The 16,051-nt window shown below is 33.4% G+C and carries 12 protein-coding genes; 5 read left to right on the forward strand and 7 right to left on the reverse strand.

Annotation, left to right across the window (positions count from 1 at the left end; genetic code table 11):
* The first annotated feature begins 16 nt into the window (after positions 1 to 16).
* Together mdh and secDF are read left to right on the forward strand one after the other, a co-directional pair.
* Positions 17 to 952, forward strand: coding sequence for a malate dehydrogenase (gene mdh, locus RB619_RS00880; RefSeq protein ID WP_308092933.1), 936 nt, complete (start codon positions 17 to 19; stop codon positions 950 to 952).
* A 228-nt stretch (positions 953 to 1,180) separates the two neighbouring features.
* Entirely contained in the window at positions 1,181 to 4,153 is a 2,973-nt protein-coding gene (secDF, locus tag RB619_RS00885) for a protein translocase subunit SecDF (RefSeq protein WP_308092934.1), read from the forward strand.
* A 595-nt stretch (positions 4,154 to 4,748) separates the two neighbouring features.
* Here secDF and lgt read toward each other — a convergent pair.
* From lgt to RB619_RS00920, 7 genes are all read right to left on the reverse strand, one after another.
* Entirely contained in the window at positions 4,749 to 5,681 is a 933-nt protein-coding gene (gene lgt, locus RB619_RS00890) for a prolipoprotein diacylglyceryl transferase (protein WP_308092935.1), read from the reverse strand.
* Between the two features lie 65 nt (positions 5,682 to 5,746).
* Positions 5,747 to 5,986, reverse strand: coding sequence for a membrane protein insertion efficiency factor YidD (gene yidD / locus RB619_RS00895; RefSeq protein WP_035649040.1), 240 nt, complete (start codon positions 5,984 to 5,986; stop codon positions 5,747 to 5,749).
* A gap of 21 nt (positions 5,987 to 6,007) precedes the next feature.
* Positions 6,008 to 7,486 (reverse strand): cysteine--tRNA ligase, encoded by a 1,479-nt coding sequence (gene cysS / locus RB619_RS00900; protein WP_308092938.1) that lies wholly within the window; start codon positions 7,484 to 7,486, stop codon positions 6,008 to 6,010.
* A gap of 54 nt (positions 7,487 to 7,540) precedes the next feature.
* Positions 7,541 to 7,906, reverse strand: coding sequence for a four helix bundle protein (locus tag RB619_RS00905; RefSeq protein WP_308092941.1), 366 nt, complete (start codon positions 7,904 to 7,906; stop codon positions 7,541 to 7,543).
* Between the two features lie 69 nt (positions 7,907 to 7,975).
* Positions 7,976 to 8,647: a GTP cyclohydrolase I FolE gene (gene folE, locus RB619_RS00910; protein WP_133525116.1), complete on the reverse strand. Its 672-nt coding sequence runs from the start codon at positions 8,645 to 8,647 to the stop codon at positions 7,976 to 7,978.
* A 154-nt stretch (positions 8,648 to 8,801) separates the two neighbouring features.
* Positions 8,802 to 9,521, reverse strand: a complete 720-nt coding sequence (locus RB619_RS00915; RefSeq protein WP_308092945.1) for a hypothetical protein — start codon at positions 9,519 to 9,521, stop codon at positions 8,802 to 8,804.
* A 148-nt stretch (positions 9,522 to 9,669) separates the two neighbouring features.
* The gene (locus tag RB619_RS00920; protein ID WP_308092947.1) at positions 9,670 to 10,866 is read right to left on the reverse strand and encodes a pyridoxal phosphate-dependent aminotransferase; all 1,197 of its coding nucleotides are present in this window, start codon (positions 10,864 to 10,866) and stop codon (positions 9,670 to 9,672) included.
* A 123-nt stretch (positions 10,867 to 10,989) separates the two neighbouring features.
* Between RB619_RS00920 and RB619_RS00925 the strand changes: the two genes are divergently transcribed.
* From RB619_RS00925 to RB619_RS00935, 3 genes are all read left to right on the forward strand, one after another.
* Complete coding sequence (locus RB619_RS00925; RefSeq protein WP_308092952.1) at positions 10,990 to 12,318, forward strand: PDZ domain-containing protein; 1,329 nt, start codon at positions 10,990 to 10,992, stop codon at positions 12,316 to 12,318.
* Between the two features lie 142 nt (positions 12,319 to 12,460).
* Positions 12,461 to 15,088 (forward strand): gliding motility-associated C-terminal domain-containing protein, encoded by a 2,628-nt coding sequence (locus RB619_RS00930; RefSeq protein ID WP_308092954.1) that lies wholly within the window; start codon positions 12,461 to 12,463, stop codon positions 15,086 to 15,088.
* A gap of 29 nt (positions 15,089 to 15,117) precedes the next feature.
* Complete coding sequence (locus RB619_RS00935; RefSeq protein WP_308092957.1) at positions 15,118 to 16,047, forward strand: type IX secretion system membrane protein PorP/SprF; 930 nt, start codon at positions 15,118 to 15,120, stop codon at positions 16,045 to 16,047.
* The last annotated feature ends 4 nt before the right edge of the window (positions 16,048 to 16,051 follow it).

The raw sequence follows: 16,051 nt of genomic DNA on the forward strand, positions 1-16,051 counted from the left end.
CGATAAAGTATAAAATATGAAAGTTACCATTGTAGGAGCAGGAAATGTTGGAGCTACATGTGCAGATGTTATTTCTTATAGAGGAATTGCTAGCGAAGTAGTGCTGTTGGATATTAAAGAAGGTTTTGCCGAAGGTAAAGCGTTGGATATTATGCAATGTGCCACAAACACAGGTTTTAACACCAAAGTTTCGGGCGTTACCAACGATTATTCTAAAACTGCCGGAAGTGATGTAGTAGTAATTACATCAGGAATTCCAAGAAAACCAGGAATGACAAGAGAAGAATTAATAGGTATAAATGCAGGAATTGTAAAAACGGTTGCTGAAAACGTACTTAAATATTCTCCTGATACTATAATTGTTGTTGTTTCTAATCCGATGGACACAATGACTTATTTAGCTTTAAAATCGACAGGTTTGCCAAAAAACAGAATAATAGGTATGGGAGGAGCTTTAGACAGCTCACGTTTTAGAACTTATCTTTCTTTGGCGTTGGATAAACCTGCAAATGATATTTCTGCGATGGTGATTGGAGGACATGGTGATACCACTATGATCCCATTAACACGTTTAGCATCTTATAATGGAATACCTGTGTCGCAATTTCTTTCAGAGGAAGTGCTTCAAAAAGTGGCAGCTGATACAATGGTAGGAGGAGCGACTCTTACTGGTTTGCTAGGAACATCAGCTTGGTATGCTCCGGGAGCGTCTGTGGCATATTTAGTTGATAGTATTTTGAATGATCAGAAAAAAATGATTGCTTGTTCTGTTTTTGTTGAAGGAGAATATGGACAAAGCGATATTTGTATTGGAGTACCGTGTATAATTGGTAAAAATGGTGTTGAAGAAATTGTAGATATTGATTTAAATGACTCAGAAAAGACATTGTTTTCGAAAAGCGCAGATGCAGTTCGTAACATGAATGATGCTCTAAAGTCGATTTTAGTATAATAAAAACAGTAAAAAAAAGAAAAGGCTGCACTTTTGCAGTCTTTTTTTTGAGATTAATTAATAAATAAATTGCTTAATCATTTCGAGAATTATATATTTGCTCGGTTTAAAAAAAATGTTGTAATTCGTGATCTCGATTTTTTAGTTTTAAAATCTCATGTCAGGGCTTATTTTTAGGGAATTTAGAACCAAAAACAAACAATAAAACATAATTAATTTTTAGTAATAATGCAGAATAAAGGACTTATTAAATTTTTCGCAATTCTATTTGCATTGGTAAGTATTTACCAACTTTCATTCACTTTTGTGGCAAATAATGTCAAAGGTGAGGCTAAAGCTTTTGCAGGAGATAATCCTGATAAAGAGCTTAAATATTTAGATTCTATTGGTAAAGAGAAAGTATTTGATCTTGGTTTTACTGATTTTACTTACAATGAAGTAAAAAACAAGCAGCTAAACAAAGGTCTTGACTTAGAAGGAGGAATCAACGTGATTCTTCAAATTTCTATTAAAGACGTTTTAAAAGGTTTATCAAATAATTCTAAAAATCCAGTATTTAATAAATCATTAGCTGATGCAACTGCAAATTTAGAAGGAAACAAAACGTATTTAAGTAAGTTCTTCGAAGCTTTTGAAGCAAATTCAAATGGAACTGTGAAATTGGCTTCGCCAGATATTTTTGCAAACAGAAGTTTACAAGGAGAAGGCGGAATTGATTTTCAAATGACCGACGCGCAAGCTCAAAAAGTTATTAAAAGAAAAGTTGACGAATCTGTTGAAAGTGCTTACAAAGTATTAAGAGAGCGTATCGACAAATTTGGTGTAACACAACCAAATATCCAAAAATTAGGAGAAACAGGAAGAATCTTAGTTGAGCTTCCAGGTGCTAAAGATGTTGATAGAATCAAAAAATTATTAGGAGGAAAAGCTCAATTAGAGTTTTGGGAAACTTTTAAAATTGAAGAAATCGGAAACTTCTTAGTAGCTTCTAATGAGGCTTTGAAAAAGACTGAAATCAAAAAAACTGAAACTAAAGCTGTTGCTAAAGATTCATTGAATGCTTTATTGACAGATGCTAAAGATTCTGTTGATACTAAAAAAGGAAACAATCCATTATTTGACAAAATGATTGGTCAAGGTGGTGGACCAGTTTTAGGATATTTTGCTCCTAAAGATACTGCAACTGTTAATGCTTATTTCAAAAGAGCAGATATCAGAGTTTTATTGGGTGCTGACCAACACAATGCTAAATTTGTTTGGAGCAAGCCAACTACATTAAAAGATGCTAAAGGAAAAGATGTTGAAGCAGTTGAATTATATGCTTTAAAAGGAAACAGAGATAATACTCCTGCGATGAGCGGTGGTGTTGTTACTGATGCAAAAGATACTTTTGACCAATTAGGAAAACCAGCTGTTTCTATGCAAATGAACAGCCAAGGTGCTAAAGTTTGGGAAGAATTAACAGGAAGAGCATTCTCTCAAAAAGGTTATATTGCTATTGTTTTAGATGATATCGTTTATTCTGCTCCTGGAGTTACTAGCGGACCAATCGCTGGAGGAAGATCTGAAATTACAGGTTCTTTTGACGTAGCTGAAACTAAAGATTTAGCAAACGTATTAAACGCAGGTAAATTACCAGCTTCTGCAGATATTATTCAATCTACTGTTGTTGGACCATCTTTAGGTCAAGCTGCAATTGATGCTGGAACTATCTCATCTGTATTAGGATTCTTATTAGTTTGTTTATGGATGGTATTCTATTATGGTAAAGCTGGTTGGTATGCTAACCTTGCTTTATTATTAAACTTACTTTTCTTGTTCGGAATTATGGCAAGTTTTGGTTTCGTATTAACGTTGCCTGGTATTGCTGGTATCGTATTAACATTAGGTACTGCGGTAGATGCGAACATTATTATATTTGAAAGAGCAAAAGAGGAATTACGTGAAGGTAAATCATTATCTGAAGCTGTTGTAACTTCTTACGGATGGCACGGTGCAATGCGTTCAATTATCGATGCTAACGTAACACACGTTTTAACTGGAGCAATCTTGTTTATCTTTGGAACAGGACCAATTAAAGGTTTTGCTTTGACATTATTAATTGGTATCGTAACTTCATTGTTTACATCAATTTTTATTGCTAGAATTTTTATTGACAGAAATATTGCTGGAAAAGGTGATTTAACTTTCTCTACAAACATTACTAAAAATTGGTTTACTAATTTCCACTTTGACTTTATCAAAATCAAAAAATTCACTTATATCTTCTCTTCTATTGTAGTTGTAGTAAGTTTAGTTTCTATCTTCTTCGTTAACGGATTAGATGAAGGTGTTGATTTTGTTGGAGGTAGAACTTTCCAAGTTAAATTTGAAAAACCAGTTGATGCTACAGTAATTTCAGATGAATTATCTGCTGCTTTTGGAACTCCAGTTGAGGCTAAAGTTTTAGGTGATGATGATCAGTTGAAAATTACAACTAAATACAAAATTAAAGAAGACGGTGTTGCTATCGATGAGGAAGTAAACCAAAAATTATATCAAGCTTTACAAAAGTATTACCCAAATACTACTTATGATAAATTCATCAACTCATTTGATGGTAAAAAAGTAGGGGTTTTACAAGCGTCTAAAGTTGGAGCTTCTATCTCTGAAGATATCAAAACTAACTCTTACTGGGCAGTTCTTGGTGCTATGGCGGTTATTTTCTTATACTTAATGATTTCTTTCCGTAAATGGCAATATTCATTAGGTGCGATTGCGGCTGTTGCTCACGACGTTATCTTTGTATTAGGAATTTATTCATTATGCTATAAATTCATGCCTTTCCACATGGAAATGGACCAGCACTTTATCGCTGCAATCCTTACGGTAATTGGTTACTCTATGAACGATACTGTAATTGTATTTGATAGAATTAGAGAGTTTATCATTGGAAACCGTAAAGGAAGCTTTGAAGATATCGTAAATGCTTCTATTAATACTACATTATCTAGAACGTTGAATACGTCATTAATGATGATCATTGTATTATTGACAATGTTTATTTTTGGTGGAGAGTCAATTAGAGGATTTATCTTTGCTATGTTAATTGGTATCGTTGTAGGAACTTATTCTTCATTATTTATCGCAACACCAGTATTGGTTGACACGATCTCTAAAGATGATAAACATACAATCGAAGACAAACATAACAAGGCTTAATTAAAACCTTAGTTTATATAGAAAAAAGATCCAGTGAAAACTGGATCTTTTTTTGTTTTAATTGATTTTATATTTTGGAGAGTTATAGCTAAAGAATAAATCTTTTTGTACTGTGATTCTTCTTTAGTCTTTTTGCATAAAAGAAGATTAAATGTTTTTTAAACAGTCTTACTAGAGCGTCTCTTGAAAACAAAAAGTTCTAGTCTAGCCCCGATGGGAGCGGTATCCTTTTTCCTGCTTCTTTAGCGGGAAAAAGATATAGCGGACAGCGGGACTGCGCTTGTTGTGAAATAATATATTTCTGCTTCAATAAATCATGATGAATACCAGTTTTGTTATTAGTCTCAGAAATAGTTAAAACGATCTGCTTTAATTTATTTTGCTGTCAGCTTCTAAAATTTTTAACTGCAAATTGTACAAATTCCCACAAATTAATTTGCGAGAATTTGTACAATTTGTGGTTAGAATTGCGCTTTTCAACTTTGCAGACTTAAGTCTGCTGATCAAACTTATAGACTTCAAGTTTGTTGCAGTTTATTCAAAAAAAAACGCCCAATAATTAATATTGGGCGTTTCTGTATTTTTAAAATGTAATTTATGATGTTGCTAAAGGATTTCTTTGTGCTCTAATGATAAAGAAAAGCCCGATAATGATAAAAGGTATGCTTAGCCATTGTCCGGTTGAGAAAATGCCTAATTCGTTTTCAAAACCGCCTTGGCTTTCTTTTACAAATTCAACAATGAAACGCACAACGAATAAAAGAACTAAAAATAATCCGAATAATAATCCAGATTTAAGTCTTGCGTTTGTTTTCCAGTATAGGAAGTATAAAATAGCAAAGACAAAAATGTAGCAGAATGCTTCGTATAATTGTGTTGGATGTTTTGCAGGAACTTGAGCTAGTAAATCAGCAAATTTTGGATCGTGTGCGATTGCGCTGTAAGCCTCTTTGGGGTCAGCAATTCTAGTTTTTTGTATAGCATCATTTTTGCTGAATGTATCGTGTAAAAAACGAATTCCGAAAGCAGATGTTGTTTCGTTTCCGATAATTTCAGAATTGAAAAAATTTCCAAAACGAACAAAAATTGCACCGCTCGCAACCGGAATAACCACACGGTCTAAAATCCATAATAATGGACGTCTTAAAACATTTTTACTGTAAAAGTACATTGCCACAATGATTGAAATTGCTGCTCCGTGACTTGCTAATCCTTGAAATCCTGTGAATTCAAATTTTGGTTCAAAACGGAAAGGCAAGAAAATTTCAAGTAAATGGTTTCTGAAATATTCCCAATCATAAAAGAAAACATGTCCTAAACGTGCGCCTGCTAAAGTGGCTAAAACGGTCCAAACAAATAAAGAATCTAGTTTGTCAAGCGATTCGTTTTCGCGTTCGAAAATCTTTTTCATTAGGAACCATCCTAAGCCAAAAGCAATTACGAACATTAAACTGTAATAACGAATCATAAAAAATCCAAGATCTATTCCTTCAGAAGGATTCCAAACCAAGTTTAAGGCGTGTGTCATGTAATATTGTGTTTTTATTAATTGTAAAAATAAATATTTAAAGCAGAGTTCCTCTTTATAAAAAGTTAATGTTTATGTGAACATTTCTTTTCTGGAACGGGGTCGTAGCCGGTTCTTCCCCACGGATGACAGCTTAAAATACGTTTCATTCCTAAGTAGCCGCCATAAAATAGTCCGTGTTTTTGCAGTGCTTCAATCATGTAGCTTGAACATGTTGGTTCAAAGCGACATGACGCTGGTGTAAACGGCGAAATAGCAGTTTGATAGAAGCGAACTAATAAAACAAATGGCGTTATGGCTTTCATGATTTATTAGATTTTTTTGTCTTAGATAGAGAAACTGGTTCCGTCTTTTCCGTCTTTTAGCTGAATTCCTAAAGCAATCAATTGATCACGAATTTGGTCAGAAAGAGCAAAGTTTTTGTCAGCTCTGGCTTGATTTCTCATTCCGATAAGCATGTTTACAACGCCTTCTAGTTTATCGTTATTGCTATCGGTTCCTTTTTCATCGTTTAACCCAAGTACGTCAAAAACAAAAGCATTAATTGCTGTTGTGAAAGTTTTTAGGTCTTCGGCAGAAATTGTTTCTTTTCCGTCTTTTAATAAATTGATATAACGAACGCCTTCGAATAAATGAGCAATTAAAATTGGAGTATTGAAGTCGTCGTTCATTGCATCATAACACAATTGCTTCCATGCGCTAAAATCAATAGAACTTGACTTGCCAGCTGTAATTGTTGGCAACGAATCAAGCGCTTCCATTAATCTTTTGTATCCTTTTTCGGCAGCTGTAATAGCATCATCAGAAAAGTCTAGAATGCTTCTGTAATGTGCCTGAAGCATGAAGAATCTTGTTACTGATGCAGAAAATGCTTTGCTTAAAATAGTGTTGTCTCCACTTAAAATTTCGCCTGGCAAAATATTGTTTCCAGTAGATTTTGCCATTTTCTTTCCGTTTAAAGTAAGCATATTGGCGTGCATCCAGTAATTTACTGGAGATTGTCCTGTGCAGGCTTCGTTTTGAGCAATTTCACATTCGTGATGTGGGAATTTTAAGTCCATTCCGCCACCATGAATATCAAAATGATTCCCTAAATACTTTGTACTCATTGCAGTACATTCTAAGTGCCAACCTGGAAAACCATCGCTCCAAGGTGAAGGCCATCTCATGATATGCTCAGGTTCTGCTTTTTTCCAAAGTGCAAAATCTTGCGGATTTCTTTTGTCAGACTGTCCGTCAAGATCACGAGTATTAGCAAGCATATCTTCGATGTTTCGTCCGCTTAAAATGCCGTAATTGTTTGTTTCGTTGTATTTTACAACATCAAAATAAACTGATCCATTGGCAACATAACCAATTCCTTTGTCAATAATTTTTTTGATGATTTCGATTTGCTCAATAATATGCCCAGTTGCTGTTGGCTCGATGCTTGGAGGCAAAAAGTTGAAGGCTTTTAGAATATCATGAAAATCGACAGTATAGCGCTGTACAACTTCCATTGGTTCTAATTGCTCTAAACGTGCTTTTTTAGCAATTTTATCTTCACCTTCGTCAACATCATCCACAATATGACCAACATCGGTAATATTACGAACGTAACGAACTTTGTAATCCAGATGTAAAAAGTATCTGAAGATTACGTCAAAAGACATAAAAGTTCTGACATTTCCTAAATGCACATTGCTATAAACCGTTGGTCCGCAAACATACATTCCAACATTTCCTTCATGGATTGGTTTGAAATTTTCTTTTTCACCTGATAGTGAATTGTATATTTTTAAAGGTTGCGTTGTATATAAAGGCATAAAATTAATGTTTAACCGTTTAATCGTTAATTTGTTTAATCGTTATGAACGGGTTTATTCTTGTGAAAGATAATATTTTTTTAGATTATTTATCTGATTGCAGATTTTTTCAAGTTTTTCGCGACATTGAGCATATTCTTGCTCGGAAATATATTTTAAATCTTTTGAAAGAATTAAATGATTTAATGTTTCCATTGGTGATGAATATGAAATCGTTAAAAAATTAGCCTTGTCTTTATTTGAATTTCTTGACGTTCCCTCGGCAATGTTTGTTGCAATTGAGGAAGAACTTCTTTTTATTTGAGAAGTCATTCCGAACAATTCGTTAGAAGGAAATGCAGTAGTTAATTTATAAATTTCTAAAATAAAAATTCTTGCATTTTGCCAAACTTCTAATTTTTCAAACGAGAAAACGTACATGTTTTTTGGGTTTAATCGTTTATTTGTTTTCGATTAAACGATTAAACAAATAAACGATTAACCATATATTTAAAACTGAGTTTCTAGTTTAATATAATCAAGAAATTCTCTTTTTGTTTGAGGGTCTTTGAATTTTCCGCCGAATTCAGATGTTACTGTGCTGCTTTCGATATCTTTAATTCCTCTTGAGTTTACACAAAGGTGTTTTGCGTCAATAACGCAAGCAACATCTTCAGTTCCTAAAGCTTTTTGAAGTTCTTGAACAATTTGCATTGTTAAACGCTCCTGGACTTGAGGTCTTTTTGCATAATATTCAACAATACGGTTCATTTTTGATAAGCCAATAACTCTTCCGCTTGAAATATAAGCAACGTGAGCACGCCCGATAATTGGCAGTAAATGGTGTTCGCAAGTAGAATAAACAGTGATATTTTTCTCTACCAACATTTCGCCATATTTGTAATTATTGTCAAAAGTTGAAGCTTTTGGCTGTTTTGCAGGATTTAGACCTCCAAAAATTTCTTTTACAAACATTTTAGCAACTCGGTTTGGAGTACCTTTTATGCTGTCATCTGTCAAATCCATTCCAAGCGTCTGCAGAATGTTTTCAACATCTTTTTTAATTTTTTCTATTTTTTCTTCATCAGTTATGTCAAAAGCGTCCGCTCTTAGAGGGTTTTTTGCATTACTGCTGAAATGACTGTCACCAATTTCGTCTAAAAAATCTTCGTTATTTATCATTAAAAACTACTATTATAATGGGTATATCTTTTTAAGGCGGTAAAGATAATTAATAAAAAGCAAACCTTTTCTATCGTTTTTACTATTTAATCGTTCCTTTTTAGATATAGTTTAAATTAATGTTGTTTGATTCAAGTTTTGTTTGTCTGCGTTATTATTTAAAGAAAACGGAGTAGGTCTTTATAAAATCAATCGAAAAATCTGCGAATGCAAATTTATGGGCTTCTGTATTTTCTCCTGAAGGGAATTTTTTTGCAGATTGATATTTTGTTATTTCACTGTCAGGTTTTGTAAATCCGTAATTATAGGCTGTTGCGTAAAATCTAATTTTTTCTTCACTACTTTTAAAATCAATATTTTGATATTTATATTCAGCAATAAACCAGAACACTTTGAGATATCGCAATTGCCATTGAAATTTTTCCGAACGGCTTATTCTTTCTTTTCGGGCTTCTTTTTCGTTTTTGTTTTGAATAAGAATCCAATTATAGGGTTTCAGACTTTCGGTATTAGCTACATAGTTTTCTAGATTTTCTAAAAATGAAGGTTTCATTTGAAAATAGCCTGTTGAAAAATCAGATGCCTCCTTTCCATTGTTTACATATAAAATTCTGTTTGAAGAAGTTTCTAAATAATCTGAATAAGAGTCATATCGTAGGATTTCGGGAAAAGCAATAGAAAGAATTTGTGCTTTTTCATTGTTAGGGAGTTCTAAGTCTATTAATTTCTTTTTCTTTTTTAATAATGAAAAAGAACGGTTGATTTCTTTTCGATAATATTCAATGCCTTCGTTTTTGAGATCATTTTTTACATCATTGCTGTTAGCAGATGTCGTTATCAAAAATAGAAATGCTATTACAATTAACTTTTTCATGTTAAAAGTCTTTAAACCAGAAGCTAAGTTACTAAGAACTTAATGATATGAAGTTTGTTTTTCAAGTTATTTTTGGAAAAACAGGAAGCAAAAAAAATCTGTTTTAACATTTAAGCTAAAACAGATTTTAGAATTCTAATATGTTTTTTTATCTTTTATTATAAGCCAAAAGTGCTTCTTTTAAGATGTTTACTGCTGTAATTAGATCTTTTTTGTTCAAAACATAAGCAATTCGAACTTGGTTCAAGCCCATTCCAGGAGTCGAATAAAATCCTTTTGCTGGAGCAATCATAACGGTTTCTCCGTTTAAATTGTAGCTTTCTAAAAGCCATTGTGCAAAATCATCAGAATCAGCAATTGGCAATTGAGCAATGCAATAAAAAGCACCTTTTGGTTTGGTTACAATAACGCCTTCAATTTTGTTTAATTCTGAAATTAAAGTATTGCGACGTTCTTTGTACTCTGCAATAACTTCGTCAAAATAACTTTGAGGAGTGTCAATTGCAGCTTCGCAGGCAATCTGTTCAATTGTTGGCGGACTTAAACGTGCCTGAGCAAATTTCATAACTGTTGCTAAAACTTCTTTGTTTTTGGTTACCAAACAGCCAATTCTTGCGCCACACATACTGTAACGTTTTGAAACAGAATCAACCATGATGACATTTTGCTGTACATCTTCAAGATTCATTACAGAAAAATGAACATCATCTCCATCATATAAAAATTCGCGATAAACTTCATCAGCAATTAAATACAAGTCGTGCTTTTTGATCAAACTTGCCAGCTGTTTAATTTCTGCTTCAGAATATAAATATCCGGTTGGATTACCCGGATTGCAAATTAAAATTGCTTTTGTTTTTGGAGTAATCAGTTTTTCGACTTCTTCGATGCTTGGCAATGCAAAAGCGGTTTCAATAGTTGAAACAAGAGGCACTACCGTTGCACTTGTTGAAGATGCAAATGCGTGATAATTAGCGTAAAAAGGTTCTGGAATAATAATTTCGTCTCCAGGATCTGTAATTGTGGCCAGCGCAAATAGTAAGGCTTCAGAGCCACCAGTTGTTACAATGATGTCTTCTGAGTTAACGTTTACATTTTGACGCTGGTAAAATTTCGCTAATTTTTTTCTATAGCTTTCATATCCTGCTGAAGGACTGTATTCTATAAGAGTTAAATCAATATTTTTTACCGCCTCGATGGCCACTTCGGGTGTCTTGATATCCGGTTGACCAATGTTTAAATGATACACTTTGTGTCCTTTTTTCTTTGCTAAATCTGCAAAAGGAGCCAGCTTGCGTATCGGAGATTCAGGCATGTTTCTGCCTTTGTGTGAAATTGTTGGCATGAGTATAAATTATTGAAGTGCAAATTTGCATTTTTTTTTCGAATTTAACGTAAACATTATGAGGTGTTATCGAAATGTAACAATTATCAATATTTTTATTAATTTTATATTAAAATATTAGCAATGAAAAAATATTTCATGTTGTTTTTTGGGCTTTTAATATCTTTTAACATTCAGGCTCAAGATGATTTTTTGATACAGGGTCACAGCAGTAGGATCACAATTCCGTTTAAATTGATTAATAATTTAGTTTTTATTCCGATAAAAGTAAACGGAATTGAACTGAATTTCTTATTGGATTCTGGTGTCGAAGAAACGATCTTGTTTAGTATGGAAGAACAAAAGAAAGTCAGTTTTAATAATGTTGTAAAAATTAAACTGAGAGGATTAGGTAGTGAAGAAGAGATAGAAGGACTAAAATCAACGAATAATATTTTAGAAACCCATGGTATAAAATCCAGTAATCATTTGGTTTATATCATCCTGGATCAAAATTTTAATTTATCATCACATATAGGAATTCCTGTCAACGGAATAATTGGATATCGGTTTTTTAAAAACAATTTGATCGAAGTTAATTACGCAAAGAAAAAGGTTTATGTTTATCAAAATAACACTGAGATAAAAGAGAAACTTGCTAAAAAATTTAAAGAAATTCCAATTTCGATAGAAAGATCCAAGCCTTACATTACTACACAAGCGGTGGTAGATAGTGTTGAAATTCCTGCGAAACTACTTATTGATATTGGCAATAGCGATGCATTTTGGATTTTTGAAAATGACAAAATCAAGTTGCCTAAGAAAAACTTTCCTGATTTTTTAGGAAAAGGTTTTAGCGGTGATATTGAGGGACATCGTGCAAAAATCGCTAAATTTTCAATCGATGAGTTCGATTTTAAAAATCCAATTGTTTCGTTTCCAGACTCAAGTTCGATTCGGAATGTAAAAATGGTTCCTGGCCGTATTGGCTCAATAGGAGGCGAGGTTTTAAAGCGGTTTACTGTTGTTTTAGATTATGCTGATCAAAAAATGTATCTTAAAAAAAACAGTAAATTTTCTGAACCTTTTACTTACAACAAAAGCGGTATAACGGTGCAGCATAACGGATTGCAGTGGGTTCAGGAAACAGTTCATTTAGAAACCGTGCAAGTTGCTACATCAATGTCGGATGTAAATAGTTATGATGGTAAAAAAGATGATAATTTTAAATATAAATTCTCATTAAAACCTGTTTACGAAATTGTGAATATTCGTAAAAAATCTGCTGCTGAAAAATGTGGTCTGCAAAAAGGGGATATAATTGTTAGTATAAATAATGCATTGCCCTACAAATATTCTTTACAGCAAATAAATAGTCTTTTAAAATCAGAGGAAGATGTTTGGATAACACTTGAAGTAGAGCGCAATAGCTTGATCCTGAAATTCAGATTTAGACTTGAAGACGAATTATAAAAAGGGACATTTTAGAAAGTTTTTTGGTGTGATAATCAATAGAATCACTATTTTTGAAACGTAAGTACACTTTTGTGATAAAATAATTGTTAAATTGTTTGCATAGTGCTTCTAATTATAATGTTTAGCCAAATATAATTTTATGGTCAAAAAATACATTAGTTTTCTCCGAATCATTCTTTTTTTTATTTTTTTATCTGCAATTCCAAATAAAATTTATGCGCAATGCGCTGGTGAGGACGGAGCATTAACAGTTTGTGATATTCCGGCGGCAAGCAGTAAATCAATTGATTTATATGCACAGCTTACAGGCTCTCCTCTTTCGGGAGGTGTTTGGACAGATGTTGATAGCTCAGGAGGTTTAGATCTAGATACAGGAATTTTAAATGCACAATTAATTCGCCGAAGTGGTACTTTTAGATATCTGTACACTGTTGAAGGAATTGGACTTTGCCCTGATAATACAGCAACTGTTACAGTAACTATTGGAGGGTATTCTGGTGTCACTTCTCCAAATGTTTCTGTATGTAGTGCAATCGGTGAGTTTAGTCTTTTTTCTGCCTTTAATGGAGTAGATGTTAGCCCACAATCAAACGGACAATGGCATAATGATACTACAAATCAAAATGTTAATGCTATTATAAATGTTACAGACATGGAGGGAACTTATCAGTTTACCTATACAATGCCAGCGATTGGAACATGTCCTGCAATGTCATCAACAGCTTTTGTAACTGTTTTTAAAGCACCAAGATCTGGTAGTAATGATAATTTACGATTGTGTGCCAGCGATGGTTTAACAGCCTATACTAATTATGACTTGAATAATTTACTTTCCAATCAAGACCCTGGTGGAACATGGACAGAAGTTAGTAATACTGGCGAGTTGACATATGTGGGTGATCATTTTGTAAATGTTCAGAGAATTTATACAAATCTAGGAAAAGGCAATTTTTACTATAGATATACAGTAAAATCTAAAAATCCAATATGTCCGGATGCGCAGACGACTATTGCAATCATATTGGAAGAAAAACTTGATTTTACCGGGGCAGAACTTAAAATTGCGGATAACAATATATGTGAAACAGCAATACCTACGGCAACATATACAGCAACTATTACAAAAGGACCAGCTGCCATTCCAAATGGGGATTATTATGTTTCATTTAATGTTTCTGGTGTGAACGGAGGAAGTGAAACTTTACCGGTAAATTTTATTAATGGTGTTGCAGTCTTCCCTTTAAAATCAGATTATTTTCAGCAAGTTGGAAGTTATAGCGTAACAATTAACGATATTTACGGAACAAATAGTGCAAGAGCTTGTAGAAACATTATAAACAATCTTTCAAAAGCTGTAAATATATTTCCAATTCCAGATTTAGCAGGTGCAAAAATAACACCTGTAAATACCTGTCAAAATGCAATTGCCGAAGTTAAAATTACAGATGCTGTAAAAATAGTAGACGGAGTTTATGATATTGTGTATAGTATTTCAGGTGTTAATAATGCTTCATCTCAAACTGCGTCCGCAACTTTTTCCGGAGGAAATGCATTTTTTTATATTCCAGCTATTTTAAATGCACAAAGCGGAAATGGAACTATTAAAATTGTTAAAATCACTCATGGGGTTTCTGGTTGTACAAATTCATCCAATGTGCCAGGCGATATTGTAGTAAACCCTTTGCCTAATATATCAAATTTAAGAGTGCAAGTAGCACCGGTCTGTTTTGGGTCAGTTGTGACAGCTTCAGTTTCTGGTCTAGGAACTTTAACAGATGTTACATTATCTTATTCTCTTTCAAATAGCAATGTAGCGCCGATACAGACAATCGCCTTGTTGCCGGTAAGCGGAAATGCAAGTTTTGCTATTCCTGCAACTTTACTTGCAAATACAGGTTCAACAACAATCAAAATTGAAAATGTAAAAAACAATATTACAGGTTGTGACAGTCCAGTAACTACAGTATCGGCAAATTTTTCGATAAATCCAATTCCTGCAGCTCCTGTGTCAACTGATCAGACTTTTTGTAAGTCGGAAGGAGCAATTATTGGAAATTTAGCACCTAGCGGACCACAATTCAAATGGTACAATTCGCCAACTTTAGCAACGCCGCTTGCGAATACATATGTTCTTAAAGAAGAAACCTATTATGTTACAGAAACTACTTTGTCATGTACTTCGGCACCAACAATGATTAAAGTTATTTTAAAAGATAGTCCTGCACCAGTCTTGGCAGATCAGGCCAAGTTTTGCGGAATAAATAACCCTACAATTTCTGACTTATCAAATAAAACAAATGTGCCTTCGTCTGTTGTATGGTATGATGCTCCTAAGAATGGAAATGTTCTTTCGTCAACTACTATTTTACGCGAGAATATTACATATTATGGATTTGATTTTGATACAACAACTGATTGTCTTTCTTCTGAAAGTCTTCCTGTTATAGCTGATTTAACAGATTGTAATACTATACCAGATACATTCTTTGTTCCAGACGGATTTTCTCCAAATGGTGATGGTATAAATGACACTTTTGTCATTCCAGATATTGACTTTTTGTATCCGGATTATACACTTGAAATTTTCAACAGATATGGGAATGGAATGTATAGAAGTTATAAAAATAAACCAGGATGGGACGGTATAAATTACGAAACGCAAGGACTTAGCCACGGCGTAGCACCTAATGGAGTTTATTTTTATATTCTCAATTTTAATAAAGACAATAGACCTCCACAACAGGGACGTCTTTATTTAAATCGATAATTTTTTTGCATTCCTAATCTATTTTTCAAATGAAAAAAATAATACTCTACATAACTTTTCTCTTTTGCTTTACGACTGTTTCTGCACAACAGGATCCTGAATACACGCATTATATGTATAATATGAGTGTGGTAAATCCGGCCTATGCAACCGGAACTCCTTTAATGATGAATTTTGGGGGACTTTACAGAACACAATGGGTTGGGGCAGTGGGAGCTCCAAAAACCTTCACGTTTTTTGGACATACTGCTTTATCTGAAAAAGTTGAAGTAGGACTTTCATTTATTTCGGATGATATTGGCGACGGCGCAAAAAAGGAGAATAATATTTATGCTGATTTTGCCTATGTCTTGAACTTAGGAGGAAAAAACAAACTTTCCTTAGGACTTAAAGCTGGCGTATCATCAATGCAGACTAATTTTAACGGATTTAAATTCAGCGATCCCGCAACTGATTTTGCTTTTTCGCAAAACATAAATGCAACAAAGCCTAATATTGGTGTTGGAGCTTATTATTTTAGAGATAATTTGTATTTGGGATTTTCAGCACCTAATTTATTGAAGACAAAATACATTGAAGAAAAATCTGGTGTAAATGCTTTTGGTGCTGAAGAAATACACATGTTTTTTACAGGAGGGTATGTTTTTCAAATTAATGATAATTTAAAATTGAAACCGGCATTTATGTCAAGATTTGTAAAAGGGGCTCCAGTTTCTGTTGATTTGACAGCAAATGCATTGTACAATGAGAAGCTTGAATTTGGTGTAGCCTATAGAATTGATGATTCAGTAAGTGCTTTGTTTAATTTTAATGTTACACCATCGCTGAGAGTTGGTTATGCATACGATTATACACTTTCAAATTTAGGTCAGTTTAATTCGGGAACGCATGAAATTATGCTTCTGTTCGATTTAGATTTATTAGGAAAAGGATTTGATAAATCACCAAGATTCTTCTAAGATG

It is taken from the genome of Flavobacterium sp. LHD-80, from assembly GCF_030929605.1.
Lineage (GTDB): Bacteria > Bacteroidota > Bacteroidia > Flavobacteriales > Flavobacteriaceae > Flavobacterium.

Coding starts and splice junctions, on each gene's coding strand:
- mdh (WP_308092933.1), top strand. CDS start 17: ATGAAAGTTACCATTGTAGGAGCAGGAAATGTTGGAGCTACATGTGCA.
- cysS (WP_308092938.1), bottom strand. CDS start 7,486: ATGCCTTTATATACAACGCAACCTTTAAAAATATACAATTCACTATCA.
- RB619_RS00925 (WP_308092952.1), top strand. CDS start 10,990: ATGAAAAAATATTTCATGTTGTTTTTTGGGCTTTTAATATCTTTTAAC.
- RB619_RS00935 (WP_308092957.1), top strand. CDS start 15,118: ATGAAAAAAATAATACTCTACATAACTTTTCTCTTTTGCTTTACGACT.
- RB619_RS00920 (WP_308092947.1), bottom strand. CDS start 10,866: ATGCCAACAATTTCACACAAAGGCAGAAACATGCCTGAATCTCCGATA.
- RB619_RS00915 (WP_308092945.1), bottom strand. CDS start 9,521: ATGAAAAAGTTAATTGTAATAGCATTTCTATTTTTGATAACGACATCT.
- yidD (WP_035649040.1), bottom strand. CDS start 5,986: ATGAAAGCCATAACGCCATTTGTTTTATTAGTTCGCTTCTATCAAACT.
- RB619_RS00905 (WP_308092941.1), bottom strand. CDS start 7,906: ATGTACGTTTTCTCGTTTGAAAAATTAGAAGTTTGGCAAAATGCAAGA.
- lgt (WP_308092935.1), bottom strand. CDS start 5,681: ATGACACACGCCTTAAACTTGGTTTGGAATCCTTCTGAAGGAATAGAT.
- folE (WP_133525116.1), bottom strand. CDS start 8,647: ATGATAAATAACGAAGATTTTTTAGACGAAATTGGTGACAGTCATTTC.
- RB619_RS00930 (WP_308092954.1), top strand. CDS start 12,461: ATGGTCAAAAAATACATTAGTTTTCTCCGAATCATTCTTTTTTTTATT.
- secDF (WP_308092934.1), top strand. CDS start 1,181: ATGCAGAATAAAGGACTTATTAAATTTTTCGCAATTCTATTTGCATTG.